Here is an 18,054-nt window from a genome sequence, read left to right on the forward strand (position 1 = left end):
CCATGACGCTCTCAGATTTTGTCGTCCCCACCTACATCCATATGCTGGGAGCGTTGTCGCAGTAGCTATCCAAGGCCGAAACACAACGGCCGGACGGGAGCGTCGACGCCCTGCTGGCGGCGCGACTCGCACCAGACATGTTCCCTTTGGCGACCCAGGTCCGGTTTGCGTGCCGACAGGCGCAGGAAGGCGTGTTCCGGTTACTCGAGCAGGAGTTTCCGCCCGCGCTGGAGACTCTGCTCGACGAGGGTCGAAACGCTGGCGAGCGGCCGGGTACGCTCGCGGATGCGCAGGCCCGCATTGTGGAAACGATCGCGGTGGTCGAGTCCGCCGCAGTTAAAGGCATCATTACCGAACCTAACGCATCGATCGCCCATGCGCTGCCAAACGGAATGATCCTCGACCTAACGGCGGAGCAATATGCGCGCGACTGGGCGCTGCCGCAGTTCTATTTCCACGTGGTGACCGCATACTCGATCATTCGAGCGCAGGGCATTGACCTGGGAAAGGCAGACTACGCGTCGCATATGTTCGCCTACCTTGGGCAGAACACGACGTCCTGACGCGCGCATCAGAGGCACAATCGCTTGGGCGCGCGATGGGGTCGGTTGCGAGAAGACCCACAAGCAGACGCTCAAGCACCTTTCCTCGCTTCCCAACTTCGGATACTGGTTCGGCTTTGCGAATGACCGATTTTCGAGCTTGGCTATCCGCTCGCGAATATCGTGATGGGGGGAATCGGCCCGACTGCCTGGCCTGACGCAGTTCAGTTAAGCTACGGCGCTACGGATCATTCTTTAACTTGCGCGGCCACGAGGGATCGTAATCTGACGGCTTGAAACGGCGGATTGCTAGCCACAGCCCGATTAGAAGTAGATCGATGGGTAGCATTCGCGGTGAACGCTCGACCCACCATTCAAGGTCGCAATGATGAAAACGGCTAGCGTCAGTATTTTGGCTACTGCCCAAGTAGGCAAATATTCCATCTCTTCGTCTTCACGCTTTGCTGAAACAGGATCCCTCGACCCTTCCGCCAGCACGCTACCTACCGATACGTAAGATTGAATGAACGACCGATTGTAGGAAGATCGCAAGTCGCGCAGAGTGTCTGCAATTCGGGCACTTTGAACTATACGACTAGATCGAAATTTAGTATATTGGCGGCAATGAAGCTACGTCGCACCGTATAACTTCGTTGTTAAAAATCCGTCTTGCCACATAGCCCTTAAGATTGGCTCGCGATCTTCACCGTAGGGGCAATCATCATACTGCAATTTACCGGTACTGGCTGCGGCCGCCCCAGCAGACGTGCTCTTGTATACTCCAGATCGTTATCTCGCATGGCAACCTCCTTATTACAGAAGATCTTGTTGGCAACGCCTTATGAGATATTTTTGATCCCGATCTATAATTTCGCCGAGGTTGTTCGGCTCACGCAAGCTTACTGCGTGCTAGCGTCATCAAGGACATCGCCTATTCTGGAACGGATCGGCATTTGATGTTAATGAAGGTCCTATGACAGGGTATTCATGAGCTATCGCAAATGTCCGCAATGCGGGCGGACTGCCTGGCATAGCGGGTTGGCCCGACCTGTAGGTCGCCGTTCAAGTTCCATATTTTTCATTTCAGATTCGGCCATCCGTATATCAAATCGGAAGCCCAATCATCTGCTTCGTAGATGTGGAGTTAAAAGGTCTACAATCTGGCTGATACAGACTGTAAATTCGTAAAGATCTTTCTCAAGCCCGGTTGCTCAAGCTGTCTCGCCTTCTATGGATAGAGCGTTATTCGCAATTGATATCCAGGCACCTACAACTTTGAGCCCAAGACCATCCGCAATTTCCAATGCCTGCTCGAGCTTGTCCTTTAAAGTCTCTAACGATTCATTCATAATTATCTCTGTATATTTTTGAAGTCGTAGTGCCTGGATCGGCGTCGGGATCATTTAGATTCAGCGCATAACTCGGCGAAGGTTTGATCGAACTCGGCGCCACCGTCAGCTATGGCCCCCATTCTTGCGGTCTTCGCGTAAAAGAAGCGACGGAAGGGCTGCCCCGCCCCAGGCTGTACCTGTCCGCAAACAACCTGATGCCTAGAATTCGAGCCTATCACCTCGCGCAATCGGGCATCCGCCGGCAAGCCAAGCGCGCGCAGTATAACGGTGCGGTCAGAACCCATCCAATCAGACCGTGCTGGGCCTCGGTCGACAAGTCCGGCGGATACGTTGCTGCCTGAGGCATGACCGCCAACTGCCGGGACCGATACCACGCGTACACTATCAGGCTGGAGCCCGACCGGAGGCGGCGAATAAAACACGAATACGGCGACGAGCAGTGCGGCGCAGGTGCCAACAGCCAACATGCCCCACCACAAATGACGCGACCGCGCCATCGTGAGATCATGCATCTTAGGGTCGCTGGATATTGCTAAGGACGCCGAGCCATCCGGGTGCCGCGTTGCTCAGTTCACCGTTTTTAGCGAACGCGGCCGGCCCATCGGCCGTCCCCTGCAACTTCCACATGAACCAAGCGGTGGGATATCCGAGCAAGGGATAAACACCGAGATTGCACGACGCCGGGATACCGCCGCTCGCGCAACCAGGATTGCCTTCGATCTCGGTATGGCCGCCAAGCGCGATCATCCCCATTGCCTTTTCGACCGCATCCGAAGTCGGCTTGTAATAGCCCAGATTAGTCGGCAGGCTTGAGATCACATCGACGTCGCCACCGACATAGAAAATGGAACCACGGGTAACCTTTGAAAGCGCGCCAAGGTCGATCGAACAGTTCGCGACCACGCAGACCGCGCGCAGCGGGGTTTCAATCGGCACGTAGGTCTTGAACGCAGGATCGTTCCGCGAGAACAGCAAAGCCGCGGTCGCCGCACCCTGCGAATGGCCTGCCAGACCGATATTGTCGGGGTCCACCTTCCCGTAGAAGACACTCCCCGGATCGCGGGACTGAGCGAGTAGAAAGTCCTTCGCGTCAGTGACCGTTTCACCCTGCCCCGTCGAGCCGTCGCGCGATCGAATGACAATGAAGCCCCAGCTCGCGAGATGGCGCAGGAAAAAGGCATTCTTCTCCGCCGGGACCGTATCTGCCGTGCCGTTGGCGAAGACAATCACAGGATGCTGAAAGCCGCTGGTCCGTCCCTTGAGCGGGTTGGCGCCAAGGTCAGCCGGATACCAGATGTCGCAAAGATTGCCTTCACGGTCGCAGGCGTGGGTCGAGACGGTTGTCGTCGTGGCCCATGGACCGTCCGCCGCATAATGACGTTCGATCGGCCCCTTGGCCTCGTATGTCGCAGCAGTTGCCGGCTGCATAAGCAGCATCGCGCTTATTGCGCTCAATATTGACCAACGCATCGTTCCGTCTCCTCGAAGAGTAGCGATTAGCTTCCGGCAATTCCTGCTATTTCGTCAGCCAGCCGTGCGCGCCGAACCAGGTAAGCAGCGCTACGCTCCAGCCAGTGCTGGTCGTGCCCGCTTTGCCGTCGAAGCCGAAGCCGTGGCCGCCATGCTCGTAGACGTGCAGTTCGACCGGCCGCCCGGCGCGGCGCCAGCTGTCGGGTAGTCCATAGCCCTGCTTGGAGAACAGCTCGTCGTCGTTGGCCACCGCAACGAACAGCGGTGGCGCACCTGCGGTGACGGTCGTTGGTGCCATCGAGGGATAAATGGCGGCGAACAGGTCAGGCGTGGTGCCAGGTTCTGCGGTCTTTACCAGATCGACTCCCATGATCGCGCCAGCGGAAAAGCCGAGATAGGCGACGCGGCGTGGATCGACGCCCCATTCCCCCGCACGTGCCCGCACCAGCTTCACTGCCGCCTGCGCATCGGCGAGCGCCGGTGCAGGTGCCGGGATCACGGCACCGCCCTTTGCTCCAGCCATTGCGGCAGCTGCGAAGCGCGCCAGCGCGGCCTGTTTGAACGCGTCCAGTGAGACCGGTGTCGCATCGATACGGTATTTGAGAACAAAGGCAGCGATGCCATGATCGGCAAGCCAGCGTGCCGGCTTCATCGCCTCGGCCTCCATCGACTCCATCAGGAAACCGCCGCCAGGCGCGATAATGACCGCAGCCCCCGTCGCCTTTGCCTTGTCGGGCAGCACGGGGAGAAGTGTTGCGGTTGCGACGTTGCGGACCGTGGGGCGACCGGCGAGCGTGAACCAGCTTTCCACCGGCATGTCGGGCACACCGCCAGTGCCCAGTGCAATCGCACCGGTTTGCGGGGGTGTCGCGATCGGTTCGACCGGGATGCCCTGCGCCGTCACCGCCGTGGGGAGGGCAAAGGCAAGGGCAGTGACGAACAGGGTGAAGCGGTTCACGGGCATGCTCCTAGAGTGAATGGTCAGCGCCACTCGCGCGCTGGCAGGCTGACAGTGACGACAGGTCCAAGATCGGTTGCCGAGCGCCCGAGCGCGAAGCCATAGCGTCCTGCCGGCATCGTCCATCGTCCACCTTTGCTGTCGGCAAGTATGCGAGGTTCGATTTGAACCGTGACGTTCGCCGCAGTCCCTGGCTGCACGGCGACCTTGGTAAAGCCAGCGAGCCGCAGTGTGCGTCCTGCAGGTGTCGAGACTAGGTAGAGTTGCGCGACATCGCTACCCGCGCGCGTGCCGGTGTTGCGGATCGTTACCGTCGCCTTTGGCTGCGTGCCCCCAGCGACTTTCATCGGGCCGGACTGGAACTGGGTGTAGCTGAGCCCGAAGCCGAACGGGAACAACGGCGTAGCATTTTTGCGCGCGAACCACCGGTAGCCGACGTCTGCGCCCTCGATATCGTAATCGATCGGATAGCGCGTGCCGGCCGCGGTTCCGGCGGCAAAGTCCCGGTCGATCATCCCGGCGTAGGGCAGCGCCGGGCGTGGCAGCTGGTCGAGCGATGCGGGAAATGTGACGGGCAACCGACCAGATGGATTGCTATCGCCGAACAACGTTGCGGCGATAGCATCGCCACCACGCACGCCGCCATACCACGCCTCCATCACTGCACCTGTGCGATCAAGCCATGGCATCAGGACCGGCCCACCGGTTTCGAGAACGACGATCGTCTTAGGATTAGCGGTGGTCACCGCAGCTATCAGCGCGTCCTGCCCACCCGGCAGCGACAGATCCGGGACGTCTGCGCCTTCGGCCATCCACTGCGTCGCAAAGACGATCGTCACGTCCGCCGTTTTTGCTGCCGCAACAGCCTCCGCCGCATAGCGCCCGTCATGGAATGTCACCTTGGCGTTTGGCGCCAGCGCCCGGATCGCGCCGAGTGGCGCGGTGCCATGATAGGTCTGGTTATTGTATTTCGCGAGCGGCCCCTCGCCTCCCATCGGCAGCGAGACGGACGGGCCACCAAGCGGTTGCACCTGCGTCGATCCGCCGCCCGACAGCACGCCCGCATCAGCGTACCCACCGATCACCGCGATCGAGCGCACGTCCTTCGACAGCGGCAGCAACGCATTGGAGTTCCGCAGCAACACGATCCCTTCGTCGGCAACGCTTCGGGCAACCCCGGCGTTCGCAGCGAAATCAATGTCGGCCCTGACTGGCGGATGCGCGTCGAGCCCAACCGCGTAGATCGAACGCAAGATGCGCCGGTTCATGTCGGCTACCCGCGCGGCATAAGCCGGGTCGCGAGCCGCCGCCTCGGCGAGTGGCACGCCGAAGAAGATCTTCTTGTCGATCTGCGCGCCCGATTGCTGGTCCAGCCCGGCAAGCGCGAAGTCGAGGGCGCCGACCGCACCCCAATCGGACATGACGAAGCCGGGGTAGCGCCAATCCTGCTTCAACACGCGGTTAAGCAGGTAATCGCTGCCGCATGCCGGCGCACCGTTAACGCGATTATAGGCGCACATCACCGAGCCGGGTCGCCCACGGTCGATCGCGATCTCGAAGGCGAGCAGATCGCTCATGCGGAATGCATCGTCGCCAAGTTTACCGTCGACCGCGTGACGCCCTGTCTCCTGTTCATTGAGCGCAAAATGCTTCACCGTCGACAGCACGTGCTGCGACTGGACGCCGTCGATCGCGGCACCGCCGAGAAGCCCCGAATGAAGTGGGTCCTCGCCAAAATATTCAAACGTCCGCCCATTGCGTGGGTCTCGCATCAGATTAATGCCACCACCGAGCAGCACGTTGAACCCTTTTGCGCGCGCCTCGCCCGCAATCATCGCGTTGCCGCGGCGGATCAGGCGCGGGTTCCACGTCGATCCCATTGCGGTCGCCGACGGCAGCGCGGTCGCCCCGTCCTTGCGAAGATTGGCGATGTACGAGACGCCGAGACTCGCATCGGTCTCAACCAGCGCTGGCACGCCGAGCCGGGGGATCCCAGTGACGTAGCCAGCTCCCAATATCGCCTCAGCAGGAATGCGAACGTTAGGGATCAACGGAATCGCCCAAAGGCCATGCGTCAGCACGGTCCGCTCATCACCTTGCATGGCGCGTTCGGTAGCGGTCGCACGCGTATCTGCCGTGGCTGGCCTTGCCATACCGCTCGATGGCCGTTCCTGCGCGAAGGCTGCTGTCACACAGGCCATCAGCACGCCACCAAGCAATACCGACCGATGGGTCATCCTTATCATCACCACTCCCCGACGCAGCAGTTCAGTTTACGTGCGTGCTTGACAGTATGTTTCCAACAGACAATGATCGTTGTCAAGCGGCAGGGACCGCTGGACGGGTGAGGATAACGACGATGCGTGGATTGGCACTGCTGGTGGGCTCGAGCATTCTGGCTTGGGCGGGAACGGCTCAGGCACAGACCGGAACCCCGGTGACACCGAACGGAGCGAGCGAGGCAGCTCAAGCTTCGGACCCTACCGGCACCGAAGGCGACATCGTCGTGACGGCTCAGCGACGGACCGAGAATCTCCGCGACGTGCCGATCGCCATCACCGTCGTGAACGGCCAGTCGCTGCGCGAAACAGGGGCCAATCAGCTTGCCGACATTACCCAGCGTGCGCCTAGTCTGAACTTCACGGCGACGCCTGGTGTGCCGAACTTCGCAATCCGCGGCGTCGGCACCAACTCGTTCGACTACGGCATCGAGTCGGCCGTCGGCATAGCGGTAGACGACGTCAACATCACGCTGCCGCGCTACGTCCCGCTCAACTCGCTCGCCGATGTCGAACGTGTCGAGGTGCTGCGCGGGCCACAAGGGCTGCTGTTCGGCAAGAACACGACTGCAGGCCTCATTTCGATCTCCACCACGAAGCCACAACTCGGTGAGTTCAGCAGCAGCGGTCGGGTCCAGGCGGGCAGCCGTGACCAGGTCCAGACGCAGGCCGTCGTTAACGTACCCATCGGCGACACCGCAGCGTTGCGTGTCGTTGGCGGCTATCAATACCAGAAGCCGTCGACGCAGCTTGTTGGACCAGGTCGTCTTGATCCAGTCCGCCGGTACTTCGGCACGGCCAAGCTGCTGTGGGAACCGACCGACCGGCTTTCGCTGTACGGAATCGTCGATTACCAGAACAATAGCGGGATCGAAGCCTATTCCACGATCCGCAAGTTCGGTGGCAACGATCCGACACCAATCCCCGCCGCCTTCCGACCCTTCGCGCCCGCCAACTTTGTGTTCACGCAGAACAGTGCACTCGGCGTTGTCGCCTCGCCGACCAATAACAAGACTGCGATCGGGAGCACCGACGTGCTCCGCGACGAACATAGCCTCGGGGCGCAATTCTCAGCCAGCTACGATGCAGGGCCGCTGACCGTCACCTCGGTCACGGCGTATCGCAACCTGCGCGCGCGCGCGAATAACGATGTCGATCAGACGCCGGTCGCGTTCTTCGACACGAATATCGCCAACTCGCAATCCCACCAGTTCTCGGAAGAACTACGTGTTGCCAATAATGGCCACGGCTTCGTCGACTACACGGCCGGGCTGTATTTCTTTAAACAGCATATCGACGCGCAAATCCTGCAGGCAGGCACGTTCGGCGTGTTCCCCGCTAGCACGCCGGTCCGACTGTCGCCGGTCAATGGCCAGTCGAACTTCGACTATGGGACGAAGAGCTATGCAGGCTTTGCGCAGCTCACGTTCAACGTGACGCCGTCGCTCCACCTGATCGCAGGCGGCCGGTACACGCGCGACGAGATCGACTCCACGACAACCGTTACTGCCGTCTCGGGCGTCTGCAATCTCGTCACATTCCTGCTGAGTGGCGGACGGCGCTGTGTCGGTACTCTTGCCGCGCCGATCGTCGCCAACCGGAATGCCAACGGATTTTCGGCACGCGGTGGCATCGAATATTCGATAGCACCAACCGCGAACGTCTACGCGACCTATACTCGCGGCTACAAAGGGCCGGCAGTCAGCTCGGCCGCGGGCGTCGCGTTCAATGTCGATCCCGAGAAGGTGGACGCTTATGAGATCGGCGCCAAGTTCGACCTCGCCGACCGCCGAGTCAGCCTCAACCTCGCGGGTTTCATCAACAACTTCCGGGATTTCCAGGCTCAGGTCTTCGACCCCACGCTGAACGGTGGCCTGGGTACCTTCCGAACCGGCAATGCCAGCACGCTGAAGACGCGCGGCGTCGAGGCGGAGGCTGTCGTGCGACCGATGCGTGGTGTCAGCCTGTCGGGCGGTGTTACCTATCTCGACACCGAATATGGCGACTACAACGTGGCCTGCTATTTCGGGCAGACGGCTGCGCAGGGCTGCTCGTTGCCCGGACCCAGCTTCAATGCGGCAGGGTCCCCGCTTGTTGGGGCGTCGAAGTGGACGACCAGCCTTGCCGCCAATGTCGACCAGCCCATTGGCAACGACCTGAAGGTCTTCCTCAACGCAGACTGGCGCTATCGCAGCCGGTTCTACTACGCGATCAACGATCCCAGCACGATCCAGAACGGTTACTCGCTGGTCAACGCGACGATCGGCATCGGCGATATCAGCGACCATGCGCGCTTCAGCGTCTTCGTCCGCAACCTGTTCGATAAGCGCTACGCGGCGGCAATCTATCCGGGCAACTTCTCGGTCGGGCAATATGTCCAGACGTTGCCGGACAATGCCTTCCGGCGGATCGGCGGTGCCTTCGAGTGGCGCTTCTGAACGCAGAACCGCGTGTCGCTTGTCGGCACGCGGTCGATAGGTCAGTAGGGCGGCAGGAGTGACGATGAACGAGACCAAGGTTGTAAGGCGCACGCAGGAACAACGCACTGCAGAAACGCGCGGCGCGCTGTTCGAGGCAGCAGTGCGCGCAATCAGCCGCCTGGGCTACAGTCGCGCAAGTAACGCTGAAATTGCCGACGAAGCCGGCGTCAGCCGCGGTGCAATCACGCATCACTTCACGACCCGGGCCTCATTCATTGCGGAAGTCGTACGATGGGTCTTCCAACAGGAAGTGGTCGCCTACCAGGACTTGCAACGTGAATGGGGCACCGGATCACGCGTATCGGACTGGCCTCAGATCTCGTGGGAGGTGCTTTCGCGACCCTCCGGTGTCGCCGTTCTCGAGATCTTCGTCGCTTCGCGGAGCGATCCCGAGCTTGCCGCGCTGATAAAGCCGGTCCAGGCCGAGATCGAAGAACTGGCGGTGACCGCTTTTCTGGATCGTCTCGGCGCCAAGGTCCGCGATACAACCGCCATCCGGCTGGTTGTCTGGGCGATGCACGGGATGTCGATAGGTCGTGATTTCATCGACGATCCCAACGCGATGCGAGATTCCGTGATTCTACTTTCGAACATGCTTGAGCGCCTCGCGCCCAACGGCACGCTCGAAGAATTGCTGGGCTCCCCTCCCCCATCGTAACGCTCACGGGCAATCATCACCGTCCGCGTCCGAGCAGCCGCCAGTAAGCGACCGGCATGATCCGCTCGATCATCGCGACGATCTTTGCGTCCCGTCCGACCAGCACCCGGGCTCGCCGCTGCTCGATCCCGGTAACAATGATCTCGCCGGCCTGTTCGGGACTGAGCTTCAGCGCCTTCGAAAAGTGCGCCTGCTGCCGCTCGCGTTCTTCGACTCCGACTGCAGCACCGGCGCGTGCGTTGGTGGCGATACCGGTCTTCACACCGCCTGGATGCACCACGGTCACACCAACCGTCGAATGTGCTGCGATCAGTTCGTGGCGCAAAGCCTCGGAAAAGCCGCGTACGGCAAACTTGGCCGCAGCATATGCGCTCTGGCCCGGTGGTGCGATGATTCCGAACAGGCTGGAGAGGTTGACCAGCTGTGCCTGCTCACGCTGCTGTAGCAGCGGCAGGAACGCGCGTGACATGCGGACGACGCCGTGCAGGTTGATGTCCAAGAGCCAGTCGAACTCCGCTTCGGTGAGCTGTGCGAAGGAACCGCTCAGGGCAACACCAGCATTGTTGACGACCACGTCGACGTGTCCGTGGGCTGCGAGAACCACAGCCGGAAAGGCGGCGACAGCATCGCGGTCCGCAACATCGAGCCTGTGACGGGTGACGCGGACACTGTTGCCGATCAGTGCGACGGTTTCGGCCAACCCGTCCTCATTCACGTCGGCCAGCGCGACGTGACAGCCACGCACAGCCAACGATCGCGCGATCGCACGGCCTATCCCGCCCGCTGCCCCAGTCACTACCGCCACCTTGCCGGCAAGCTCCATCCGGGCGCTCATGCTGCGTTCTTTCTGGTCAGACCACGCCGCCCAAAGCGCAGAACACCGTCGTCGATACGACCAGTGCGGAACGCCAATAGGTCGCGGAGGTAGTTCTGCTTCACCCTCCACGGTGCGCTCGCGCCTTGTCGAGGAAGAACGTCTGCCGCCCGCTGCACATACCCGGAGCTCAGGTCGAGGATCGGTTCGTCGCCCGCAGTCGATGGCGGGGCGACCGGCACGACGCTGTCCATCTTGCGCCGATCCATATGATCGAGCAGGCGGCGGACGAACTGCGACGTCAGGTCGCATTTGAGTGTCCAGGACGCGTTGGTGTAGCCGATCGCGAAAGCGAGATTGGGCACACCGTCTAGCATCGCCCCCTTGTAAAGCAGCCGCTTGCCCGGGTCGACGAGGGCGCCATCGACGGTCAGTCGTGCGCCGCCCATGAGCTGCACCTTGAGCCCCGTCGCGGTCACGACGATGTCGGCGGGGATGGCCTCGCCGCTCTTCAACTGAAGACCGTCACGCGTGAACTCCGCGATCTCATCGGTCGCGATCGACGCCCGCCCGTTGCGCAGTACCTTGAACAGATCGCCGTCAGGGACGAGGCACAGCCGCTGGTCCCACGGGTCGTAGCGCGGCGTCAGGTGAGTGGCGATGTCGAAGTCCGGCCCCAGCATCGCGCGCTGCTGTTGCCTAATCTTCTGCTTCAAGACATGTGGTTTGCGCCGCGACACACCGTAGACGAAGATGCCGTAGCCGATATTCTTCCAGCGCACCGCCGCCTCCGCCACCTTGTCAGGCAGCCAGCGGCGCAACGTCTCGGCGCGATCGTCGCGTGACGGTCGCGAGACGATATATGTCGGCGATCGCTGCAGCATCGTAACATGCGCGGCGCCCTGATCGACCATTGCCGGAACCAGCGTCACCGCGGTCGCACCAGAACCCACGACCACGACGTCCTTGCCTGCGACCGAAAGGTCGTCAGGCCAGAATTGCGGGTGGACGACCTGTCCCGCGAACGCGTCCATTCCCGGCCAGGTCGGCGCATGCCCCGCGGCATAATCGTAATAGCCAGAACACAGGAACAGGAAGCGGCAGGTCAGCTGGTTCGCTATGCCATCGACGGTATACGAAACGATCCACAGCGCGTCCGCCGAGGACCAGTCTGCGTTAGTGACGCGATGACGCAGTCGCACCTTGGCGTCGATGTCGAACGCTGCCGCAGTGTCGCGGATATAGTCGCGGATGTCCTCGCCCGCGGCGATCGCTTTCTCACCTCGCCACGGACGGAATGGGAAGCCCAGCGTCGTCATGTCCGAATCCGAGCGAATGCCCGGATAGCGGAACAGATCCCACGTGCCGCCAATCGCATCGCGCCCCTCGAAAATCGCCCAGCTTCGCGTGGCATTGCCAGTCTTCAACCAGAACGCGGCGTCGATCCCCGACAGACCGGCGCCCACCACCAGCACGTCCAGATGCTCCATACCGGTCATGTTCCGCTCCCACCATATTCACGACCTCGAATGACAATGCTTGTTGTCATTGTCAATATCGCTACTCTGCCCTGATGACGGCGACGACAAAACGGTGGACCGGGCAGACGCTGGACGCTCGACGGGCTGAGCGGCGGACAATGCTGATACAGGCGGCCGTGCGCCTGTACGGCTCGCAGGGGTTCCACAGCACGGGCGTGCGCGCGATCTGTCGCGAGGCAGGCCTTACCGAACGCTATTTCTACGAAAATTTTGCACATGGCGAGGCGCTGCTACTCGCCGCGTTCGATCAGGTGATCGCCGCAGTGCTGACGCAGATCGTTGTGGCCGACGATCCCACCCTACCGACTGAAGATCGTACCCGACGGATGCTGGGCGCATATTTCGCGACGCTACGCGCTAATCCCACCACGGCACGCGTGTTCCTTGTTGAAATCGTCGGCGTAGATCCGTTGATCGACGAGGCAATTCGCCGTTCGATGCATGACCTCTCCGAGCCGCTCTTTGCGGCCCTCGATCCTGATGATCGCGGCCCCGTCAAAGTCAATGCGATGCTCCGACGCGGTGTCGAAGGAGGGCTGTTACACATTGCCCTCGCCTGGGGCGCCGAGAACTATAAGTGCCCATTGGAGGAGGTTGTCGCCGCGGCGTGGATACTATGCGTAACGGCACGGCCGAGCGACTAACGTGCGCAGCTGAAAGGCTACGCTTTGACAATGAATGCCGGCACAACCGGCCGAGCGCTTGTCATCACTCTTGGGGGCAATAGTGAAATGCAAATACGGGTAGACGATCCAAAGGCACCATACGTCACGGATCTACTGGACCATCACCTGCGAGAGTTGCAGGGCGTAATGGCCGATCACGCCTTTGCACTTGATGCGTCAGGCCTTTCAGCAGCTAGCGTCACCTTCTGGACGGCATGGAACGACAAAGCCCTGGTCGGGTTCGGAGCGCTCAAGGAACTGGACCGCGCACATGGCGAGCTGAAATCCATGAGGGTGTCTGAAGCGACGTGACCGCTCATGTTCGTCGCATGCACGACACGCTTACAGAACTGCGCGGTATCGTCAGCCGCCATACACCCGGCCGATATCAGTCAAGCGTTTTGCCACGGGTCGCGCTGTACAAGGACGGCGCCGCGCCACAGCCGGTATCAGGCGTCTACCAGCCGATGATGGCGTTGATCCTAAGCGGCGCAAAGGAGATCGCGATCGGCGACCGCCGGCTTCGGTATGATCCGGCCAGCTATTTCATCGCTACAGTCGAACTCCCCGCTTCCGGCTGCGTCAAACTCGATCAGCCAAACGAGCAGTATCTTGCAGTCAGCCTCGACCTCGACAGTGACCAGCTCGCATCCGTTCTCAGCGAGGCGGACGTGCCCTCCCCTACAGCCGAACCCGCGTTTGCAGTGAACCCGGTCACGTCGGAACTGCTCGACGCGTGGCTACGTCTCTTACGGCTCCTCGATACGCCACAGGATATTGCCGTGTTGGCCCCGCTTTGCGAACGAGAGATCCTCTATCGTCTACTTCAGGGGCCGCAGGGGGCAATCGTCCAGCAGATCGCGCGCGCTGACAGCCGGCTTTCGCAGGTACGCCGGGCGATCGTACTGATCCGCGATCAGTTCGATAGGCCGTTGCGCGTTGAGGCGCTGGCCAAAGAGGCCGGCATGAGCCCGGCGTCGTTACACCGGCATTTTCGCACGGCAACGGCGATGAGCCCGCTGCAGTACCAGAAGAGCCTGTGGCTTCAGGAGGCTCGTCGGCTCATCCTGGCCGGCCGCGACGTCGCAGCAGCTGGCTTTGCGGTGGGCTACGAAAGTGCATCCCAGTTCAGCCGGGAGTACGCCCGCCTATTTGGTTCCGCGCCGTCCCGTGATGTAAAAAGCACCAAGGTAGCAGGCGAAAGTAACCGCGCCCTAGCTGCCTCAAACGAAGAGCTTCGTTTGACCCACTAGTCGACGTCAGCCAGCCCTCTCCGCTCCCTTACTTCGGACGCTCGTTCATACACCGGATGGCGAGGGCCCGCTAAAACAAGGTTGCTTGCAAACGATGCCAATTTGGAATGGCGATCCCCCACGAAGGCCACCTTCGCCTCTGATACGAAGATCGCATACCGATGACGTCTCATAGACGCAGTGGCCCGAGAAACCCCTCCTGGACGGCGTCCAAGGGGTTTCTCGGGCTTCACACTGCTCGGAATATTATGCGTTAATTCGAATTCGCGCTCTACCTTTGGACCAACCCATTCGGCGCCATCCTGCAGGCCACCCTTGCGGGGTGTAGGATCGGCCCGCAGCCCCAGCGTAATCAGTAGCGACGAAGACACGTAGATTGACGAGTACGTCCCCACAACGATGCCTGGAGGCATTGCCGCGTGAAACCGCGATCGACAGGGTGATGCTAACGCCGGCAAATTTGTCGATGCTGCTCGGGGGGCGCGATTAGCGGTGGCCAGAGCGGACGCTTACGCCGCGTGCGATAGAAGCAAGAACAATAGTTCCTTTCAGGAGGAACTTTTAATTCTATGGAGACTTTGGCGACTAGGAACCTTCCGGAGACGACGATGCGCCTGGCTTTGACTCTTGCCCTGCTCGCCCTTGTACCGATCACCGCCGGCGCGGCGCCGGGCAAGGTTATCCCGCAGGTATGCTGGATCGAATATTCGGCGACTGACCTGCCCGGCGCGATGGGAGGGCAAGGCATCACCGAAATGAAGGTCTGGCACAGCACCTTTTCGGGTGTGCTGGTTCGCCACCCCAAGGGGGACATCCTGATCGATACCGGGCTAAGTCCCGATGCGCTTGCCGAGGTGAATGAGCTGCCGAAGAACGAGCGCACTTTCGGACAGGGCATCGTCAAGTCGGCAGAAAGCCGGATCTATCCGCCGCAAGCGCTGGCAAAGGCAGGTGAAGGCGGCGCCGATCTCAAGGCTATCCTAATCACCCATGCGCACTATGACCACATGGGCGGCGCGTTGACATTAACGGCGCCGGTGCTCGTCTCGGCCGCGGAGAAGCAGTGGATCAAGGCACAGACCAAGTCGCCCACCATCGTGCCACCGTCTATGGCGGACAGGCTGTCGTCGCGGTTGCAGGGAATCCAATATGATTCCGGCGCGTACATGGGGTTCGCGCAGAGCAAGGATTATTATGGCGATCACAGTGTTGTTGTCGTGCCGCTCCCCGGCCACACGCCGGGATCGCAAGGCGTATTCCTCAATCTGCCTGGGAAGCGCGTGTTCCTGATCGGGGATACGACGGACACACTGGAAGCCGCGTACCGCGGTCTGCCCAAGAGCGACGTCGTGCGCAGCGCAACCGACTTCGTCCCCGAGCTGGCGGATCGGCAGGCAGCGGCGATAGCGCGCTTCCACCGCGCGCATCCCGACATCGCAATTATCCCCGCTCACGACCGGACCGCATACGCGGTCGCGTTCGGGCAGCCCTTCGCCTGCACCGCCGCAGCCCCGCGCCGGTAACCGCTTCACGCGTATCCATAAACTGGAAAGGAACCGACAGTGTCCATGAAAAAATTGCTCACCGGCGCGGCCGTGCTTGCCGCCGCCGCGATCGCCGTGCCCGCCGTGTCGCGCCCGAACCCATCCGCGCCGATCATCGAGGTCGTCACGCTAAAGCTAAAGCCCGAAGTCACGCCCGAGCAGTTCAGCAAGGTCGATCGCGAGGTGCAGGATCAGTACATCGCCAAACGCAGCGGCTTCCTGTCGCGCGAGTCTGCGCCGGGCAGCAATCACGACTGGCTCGTGATCGTACACTGGCGATCGGTCGCCGACGCGGAAGCCTCGATGAAGAACTACGCGACCGCACCTGCATCGACCAAGTTCATGTCGATGATCGTGCCCAACTCGATGGTGATGACCCGGTACAGCCGCACCAACCTGTGATCCCACGACGCAACGCCCCCTCCGTTCTGACGGAGAGCCTCCTCGTCTTGGTGGGCGCGTCGCCAAGCGCTTTCACGGCCGCCGCAATTGTACTTGATACGCTAGGGCATGGCTTTGGCGATCAACTGATTGCCTACGATTTGCTGCCCCGGCTGCCGCAGATCATCCCAACCTGGGGTTGCGACCTGACCAGCGATGCAAAACGCATGTCTGCAGCCCCGTGCTGCCACCGCCCGCGCGCTCAGCGGAGCGCGGCAATCTTGACCGCCCTGGCCTCTACCTGTCCAACTTGCGGCGGAATAGATAGCGAACGCGGGCCGCGATATCTCCATGCCTGGTTTCCAGCGCGAAATGCCCGACGTCGATCGGATGAACCTCCGCGTCCGGAAGATCCCGGCTGAAGGCATAGGCGCCCGAGGGGACGAAAGCAGGATCATGCTGCTCCCAGATGGCGAGCAAGGGCGGTCGATGCCGACGCAGATAGTCCTGGAAGGCCGGGGATAACGCGACATTGGTCCGGTAGTCGATGATAAGGTCGAGCTGAATTTTCTCGGCTCCCAAGCCGGCCATGTAGGCGATATCGAGTTCATAACCATCGGGGGAAGCAGGGCTAGGTCGCCGATGCGATCGCCGCTAGCCGTTTGCGTCGAGTGCTGTCGGGCTGGAACAAGGCGCCCATCTTGGTTCACCTGCCCTTCCCGCCCGAACCTGCCGCAAGGGGTGCGGTAGGGACGCTGATCGACCAGTTCGTCCCGACTTTGAGCGAACGGCTCCGCACCACGCTGCTACGATCGGCCGATCAACACTTGCGTCTGCGCTGGCCCGGCGACGGATCAATGCCGATGCAAGGCCGCTGTCCGCAAAATCATGAATTCACGGCCGCTTTTCTGAGTGCCTCAAAACCGGCTTCGAAAATCGACACCATCGTCGACAGCGCAAGCTCCATCTGGTCGGAGCGGACAATCCCGCCGGACAGGTGGTCGATCCGGCCCGTTTGCGCGGCCGCGTAAGTCAGCGCACCCGTCAGGTGGTTGAAGAACCAGAACAGCGATGCTTCCGGCACATCGGGCGCCAATAACCGCAGGTAGTCGATGAAGCGGCCAACGATCGCGTCGAAATGCTCGTTCATGATCGAAGCGTGTCCAGCGCGAGACGCGTTTACCACCGCTGCGATCTCGGCAAAGTTTCGCCACCCCTTGCCGCGATTAAAGCCGGCATCAAACATCGGGCGGAGGAAAACGGTAAGCACCCCCCTGATGGTGTACTGGCCGTCGCACTCGGCCTCGTACCGGTCCATCGCTGCGTTACGTTCTTCATTTAGGACACCGGCGCGGCGTTCGAACATTTCGATGAACACTGCATCCCGATCGCCGAAATAATAGCGCACCAATGCCGGATCGAGCCCCGCCTTCAGTGCGATGGCCTTGACGGTAACGCCATCGCGACCATGCGCCGCGAACAGTTCTTCGGCCGCGTTCATGATCGCTGCACGGCTAACGTGACGCCTTCGCGCCTGCGGGGTTCTATCCAAGGTCATGCCGGACCATGCCATGAAGCCGGTGCCGGATGATACCGGCTGACTGACCCCTGCTTGTCAAGGTAGTGGGTCAGCGAAACGCATTCGCCAACCTCAGCAACGTCGCAATGACCGCCTGCGGATCAAGCGGCGCTGACGCCGCGCGCAGCCGAGCTTCGCCCCCGGCCACGATTCGGGACGCGGCGGCAAGCACATCGCGGCCTCGGTCCGTAAGCTCGGTGGTCTGCACATGACCGTGAAGGCGTCGACCACGGTCAGCGCTCTTAACTGCCGGCTGTCGAACAGGATGTCCGAGACGAAATCCATCGACCACATCTCGTTCGCCGCCGGTGCCGCAGGTTGGCGTTCGCGGTTGGCAGCGCTGACGTTGCGCCTTGGCGTCTTGAGCCGAAGGCTCAGTCCATCATTCCGATATAGCCGATAGACGCGTTTGTGGTTCACGACCCATCCTTCCCGGCGCACCAGGGTGTAGATCCGGAAATAGCCATAGCGTGCCCGACGACATCGGCCCACTGGTCGCTTCGCTCCTGTCGGACGATGCACGCTGGGTAATGGGCCA

15 protein-coding genes and 3 pseudogenes are annotated in these 18,054 nt (G+C 61.3%); 8 read left to right on the plus strand and 10 right to left on the minus strand.

Annotation, left to right across the window (positions count from 1 at the left end; all coding sequences use genetic code 11):
• The first annotated feature begins 2 nt into the window (after window positions 1-2).
• A pseudogene (locus ASE88_RS04965) lies at window positions 3-563 on the plus strand (DUF1993 domain-containing protein).
• Between the two features lie 1,190 nt (window positions 564-1,753).
• Here the strand turns inward: ASE88_RS04965 and ASE88_RS19095 are convergent.
• From ASE88_RS19095 to ASE88_RS04980, 4 genes are all read right to left on the minus strand, one after another.
• Entirely contained in the window at window positions 1,754-1,945 is a 192-nt protein-coding gene (locus ASE88_RS19095; RefSeq protein WP_162233390.1) for a hypothetical protein, read from the minus strand.
• A 462-nt stretch (window positions 1,946-2,407) separates the two neighbouring features.
• Complete coding sequence (locus ASE88_RS04970; RefSeq protein WP_055876943.1) at window positions 2,408-3,331, minus strand: alpha/beta hydrolase; 924 nt, start codon at window positions 3,329-3,331, stop codon at window positions 2,408-2,410.
• Between the two features lie 79 nt (window positions 3,332-3,410).
• Window positions 3,411-4,322, minus strand: a complete 912-nt coding sequence (locus ASE88_RS04975) for an alpha/beta hydrolase (protein WP_162233391.1) — start codon at window positions 4,320-4,322, stop codon at window positions 3,411-3,413.
• A 23-nt stretch (window positions 4,323-4,345) separates the two neighbouring features.
• Window positions 4,346-6,523, minus strand: a complete 2,178-nt coding sequence (locus ASE88_RS04980) for a beta-glucosidase family protein (RefSeq protein ID WP_414893399.1) — start codon at window positions 6,521-6,523, stop codon at window positions 4,346-4,348.
• Here ASE88_RS04980 and ASE88_RS04985 point away from each other — a divergent pair.
• Window positions 6,484-9,039 carry a TonB-dependent receptor gene (locus ASE88_RS04985; RefSeq protein WP_082466225.1) on the plus strand — a complete coding sequence of 852 codons (2,556 nt, stop codon included), beginning with the start codon at window positions 6,484-6,486 and terminating at the stop codon, window positions 9,037-9,039. The two genes, ASE88_RS04980 and ASE88_RS04985, sit on opposite strands and share 40 nt — an antisense overlap.
• Before the next feature lie 64 nt (window positions 9,040-9,103).
• Window positions 9,104-9,739, plus strand: coding sequence for a TetR/AcrR family transcriptional regulator (locus tag ASE88_RS04990; protein ID WP_055876952.1), 636 nt, complete (start codon window positions 9,104-9,106; stop codon window positions 9,737-9,739).
• Between the two features lie 16 nt (window positions 9,740-9,755).
• Here ASE88_RS04990 and ASE88_RS04995 read toward each other — a convergent pair whose 3' ends face one another.
• Both ASE88_RS04995 and ASE88_RS05000 read right to left on the minus strand, forming a co-directional pair.
• Window positions 9,756-10,574 (minus strand): SDR family NAD(P)-dependent oxidoreductase, encoded by an 819-nt coding sequence (locus ASE88_RS04995; protein ID WP_200910148.1) that lies wholly within the window; start codon window positions 10,572-10,574, stop codon window positions 9,756-9,758.
• Window positions 10,571-12,052, minus strand: coding sequence for a flavin-containing monooxygenase (locus ASE88_RS05000; protein WP_056476020.1), 1,482 nt, complete (start codon window positions 12,050-12,052; stop codon window positions 10,571-10,573). Before ASE88_RS05000 ends, ASE88_RS04995 begins: the two co-directional genes overlap by 4 nt.
• A 74-nt stretch (window positions 12,053-12,126) precedes the next feature.
• On the opposite strand from ASE88_RS05000, the gene ASE88_RS05005 reads away from it, so the two are divergent.
• The 3 genes from ASE88_RS05005 to ASE88_RS05015 are packed head-to-tail and all read left to right on the plus strand — an operon-like array spanning window position 12,127 to window position 14,012.
• A complete protein-coding gene (locus ASE88_RS05005) occupies window positions 12,127-12,738 on the plus strand; it encodes a TetR/AcrR family transcriptional regulator (RefSeq protein WP_056476023.1) in 612 nt (203 codons plus the stop codon).
• Window positions 12,739-12,768: 30 nt separating this feature from the next.
• Window positions 12,769-13,071, plus strand: coding sequence for a hypothetical protein (locus ASE88_RS05010; RefSeq protein ID WP_235527825.1), 303 nt, complete (start codon window positions 12,769-12,771; stop codon window positions 13,069-13,071).
• Between the two features lie 17 nt (window positions 13,072-13,088).
• Window positions 13,089-14,012, plus strand: coding sequence for an AraC family transcriptional regulator (locus tag ASE88_RS05015; protein WP_056476026.1), 924 nt, complete (start codon window positions 13,089-13,091; stop codon window positions 14,010-14,012).
• Window positions 14,013-14,287: 275 nt separating this feature from the next.
• Here ASE88_RS05015 and ASE88_RS19840 read toward each other — a convergent pair.
• Window positions 14,288-14,437 (minus strand): annotated as a pseudogene (locus tag ASE88_RS19840) (protein translocase subunit SecF); the annotation flags it as partial.
• A gap of 183 nt (window positions 14,438-14,620) precedes the next feature.
• On the opposite strand from ASE88_RS19840, the gene ASE88_RS05020 reads away from it, so the two are divergent.
• Window positions 14,621-15,535 carry an MBL fold metallo-hydrolase gene (locus ASE88_RS05020; protein ID WP_056476028.1) on the plus strand — a complete coding sequence of 305 codons (915 nt, stop codon included), beginning with the start codon at window positions 14,621-14,623 and terminating at the stop codon, window positions 15,533-15,535.
• A 45-nt stretch (window positions 15,536-15,580) separates the two neighbouring features.
• Complete coding sequence (locus ASE88_RS05025; protein ID WP_056476031.1) at window positions 15,581-15,958, plus strand: hypothetical protein; 378 nt, start codon at window positions 15,581-15,583, stop codon at window positions 15,956-15,958.
• Between the two features lie 276 nt (window positions 15,959-16,234).
• On the opposite strand, the gene ASE88_RS19390 is transcribed toward ASE88_RS05025, so the two are convergent.
• The 3 genes and pseudogenes from ASE88_RS19390 to ASE88_RS18205 all read right to left on the minus strand — a co-directional run.
• Window positions 16,235-16,528 carry an alpha/beta fold hydrolase gene (locus ASE88_RS19390; RefSeq protein ID WP_235527826.1) on the minus strand — a complete coding sequence of 98 codons (294 nt, stop codon included), beginning with the start codon at window positions 16,526-16,528 and terminating at the stop codon, window positions 16,235-16,237.
• A gap of 295 nt (window positions 16,529-16,823) precedes the next feature.
• Window positions 16,824-17,438: a TetR/AcrR family transcriptional regulator gene (locus ASE88_RS05035; protein WP_056476034.1), complete on the minus strand. Its 615-nt coding sequence runs from the start codon at window positions 17,436-17,438 to the stop codon at window positions 16,824-16,826.
• Between the two features lie 291 nt (window positions 17,439-17,729).
• Window positions 17,730-17,993, minus strand: a pseudogene (locus ASE88_RS18205) (IS3 family transposase); the annotation flags it as partial.
• Window positions 17,994-18,054: the final 61 nt, after the last annotated feature.

Origin of the sequence: Sphingomonas sp. Leaf38 (genome assembly GCF_001421825.1) — a bacterium.
GTDB lineage: Bacteria > Pseudomonadota > Alphaproteobacteria > Sphingomonadales > Sphingomonadaceae > Sphingomonas.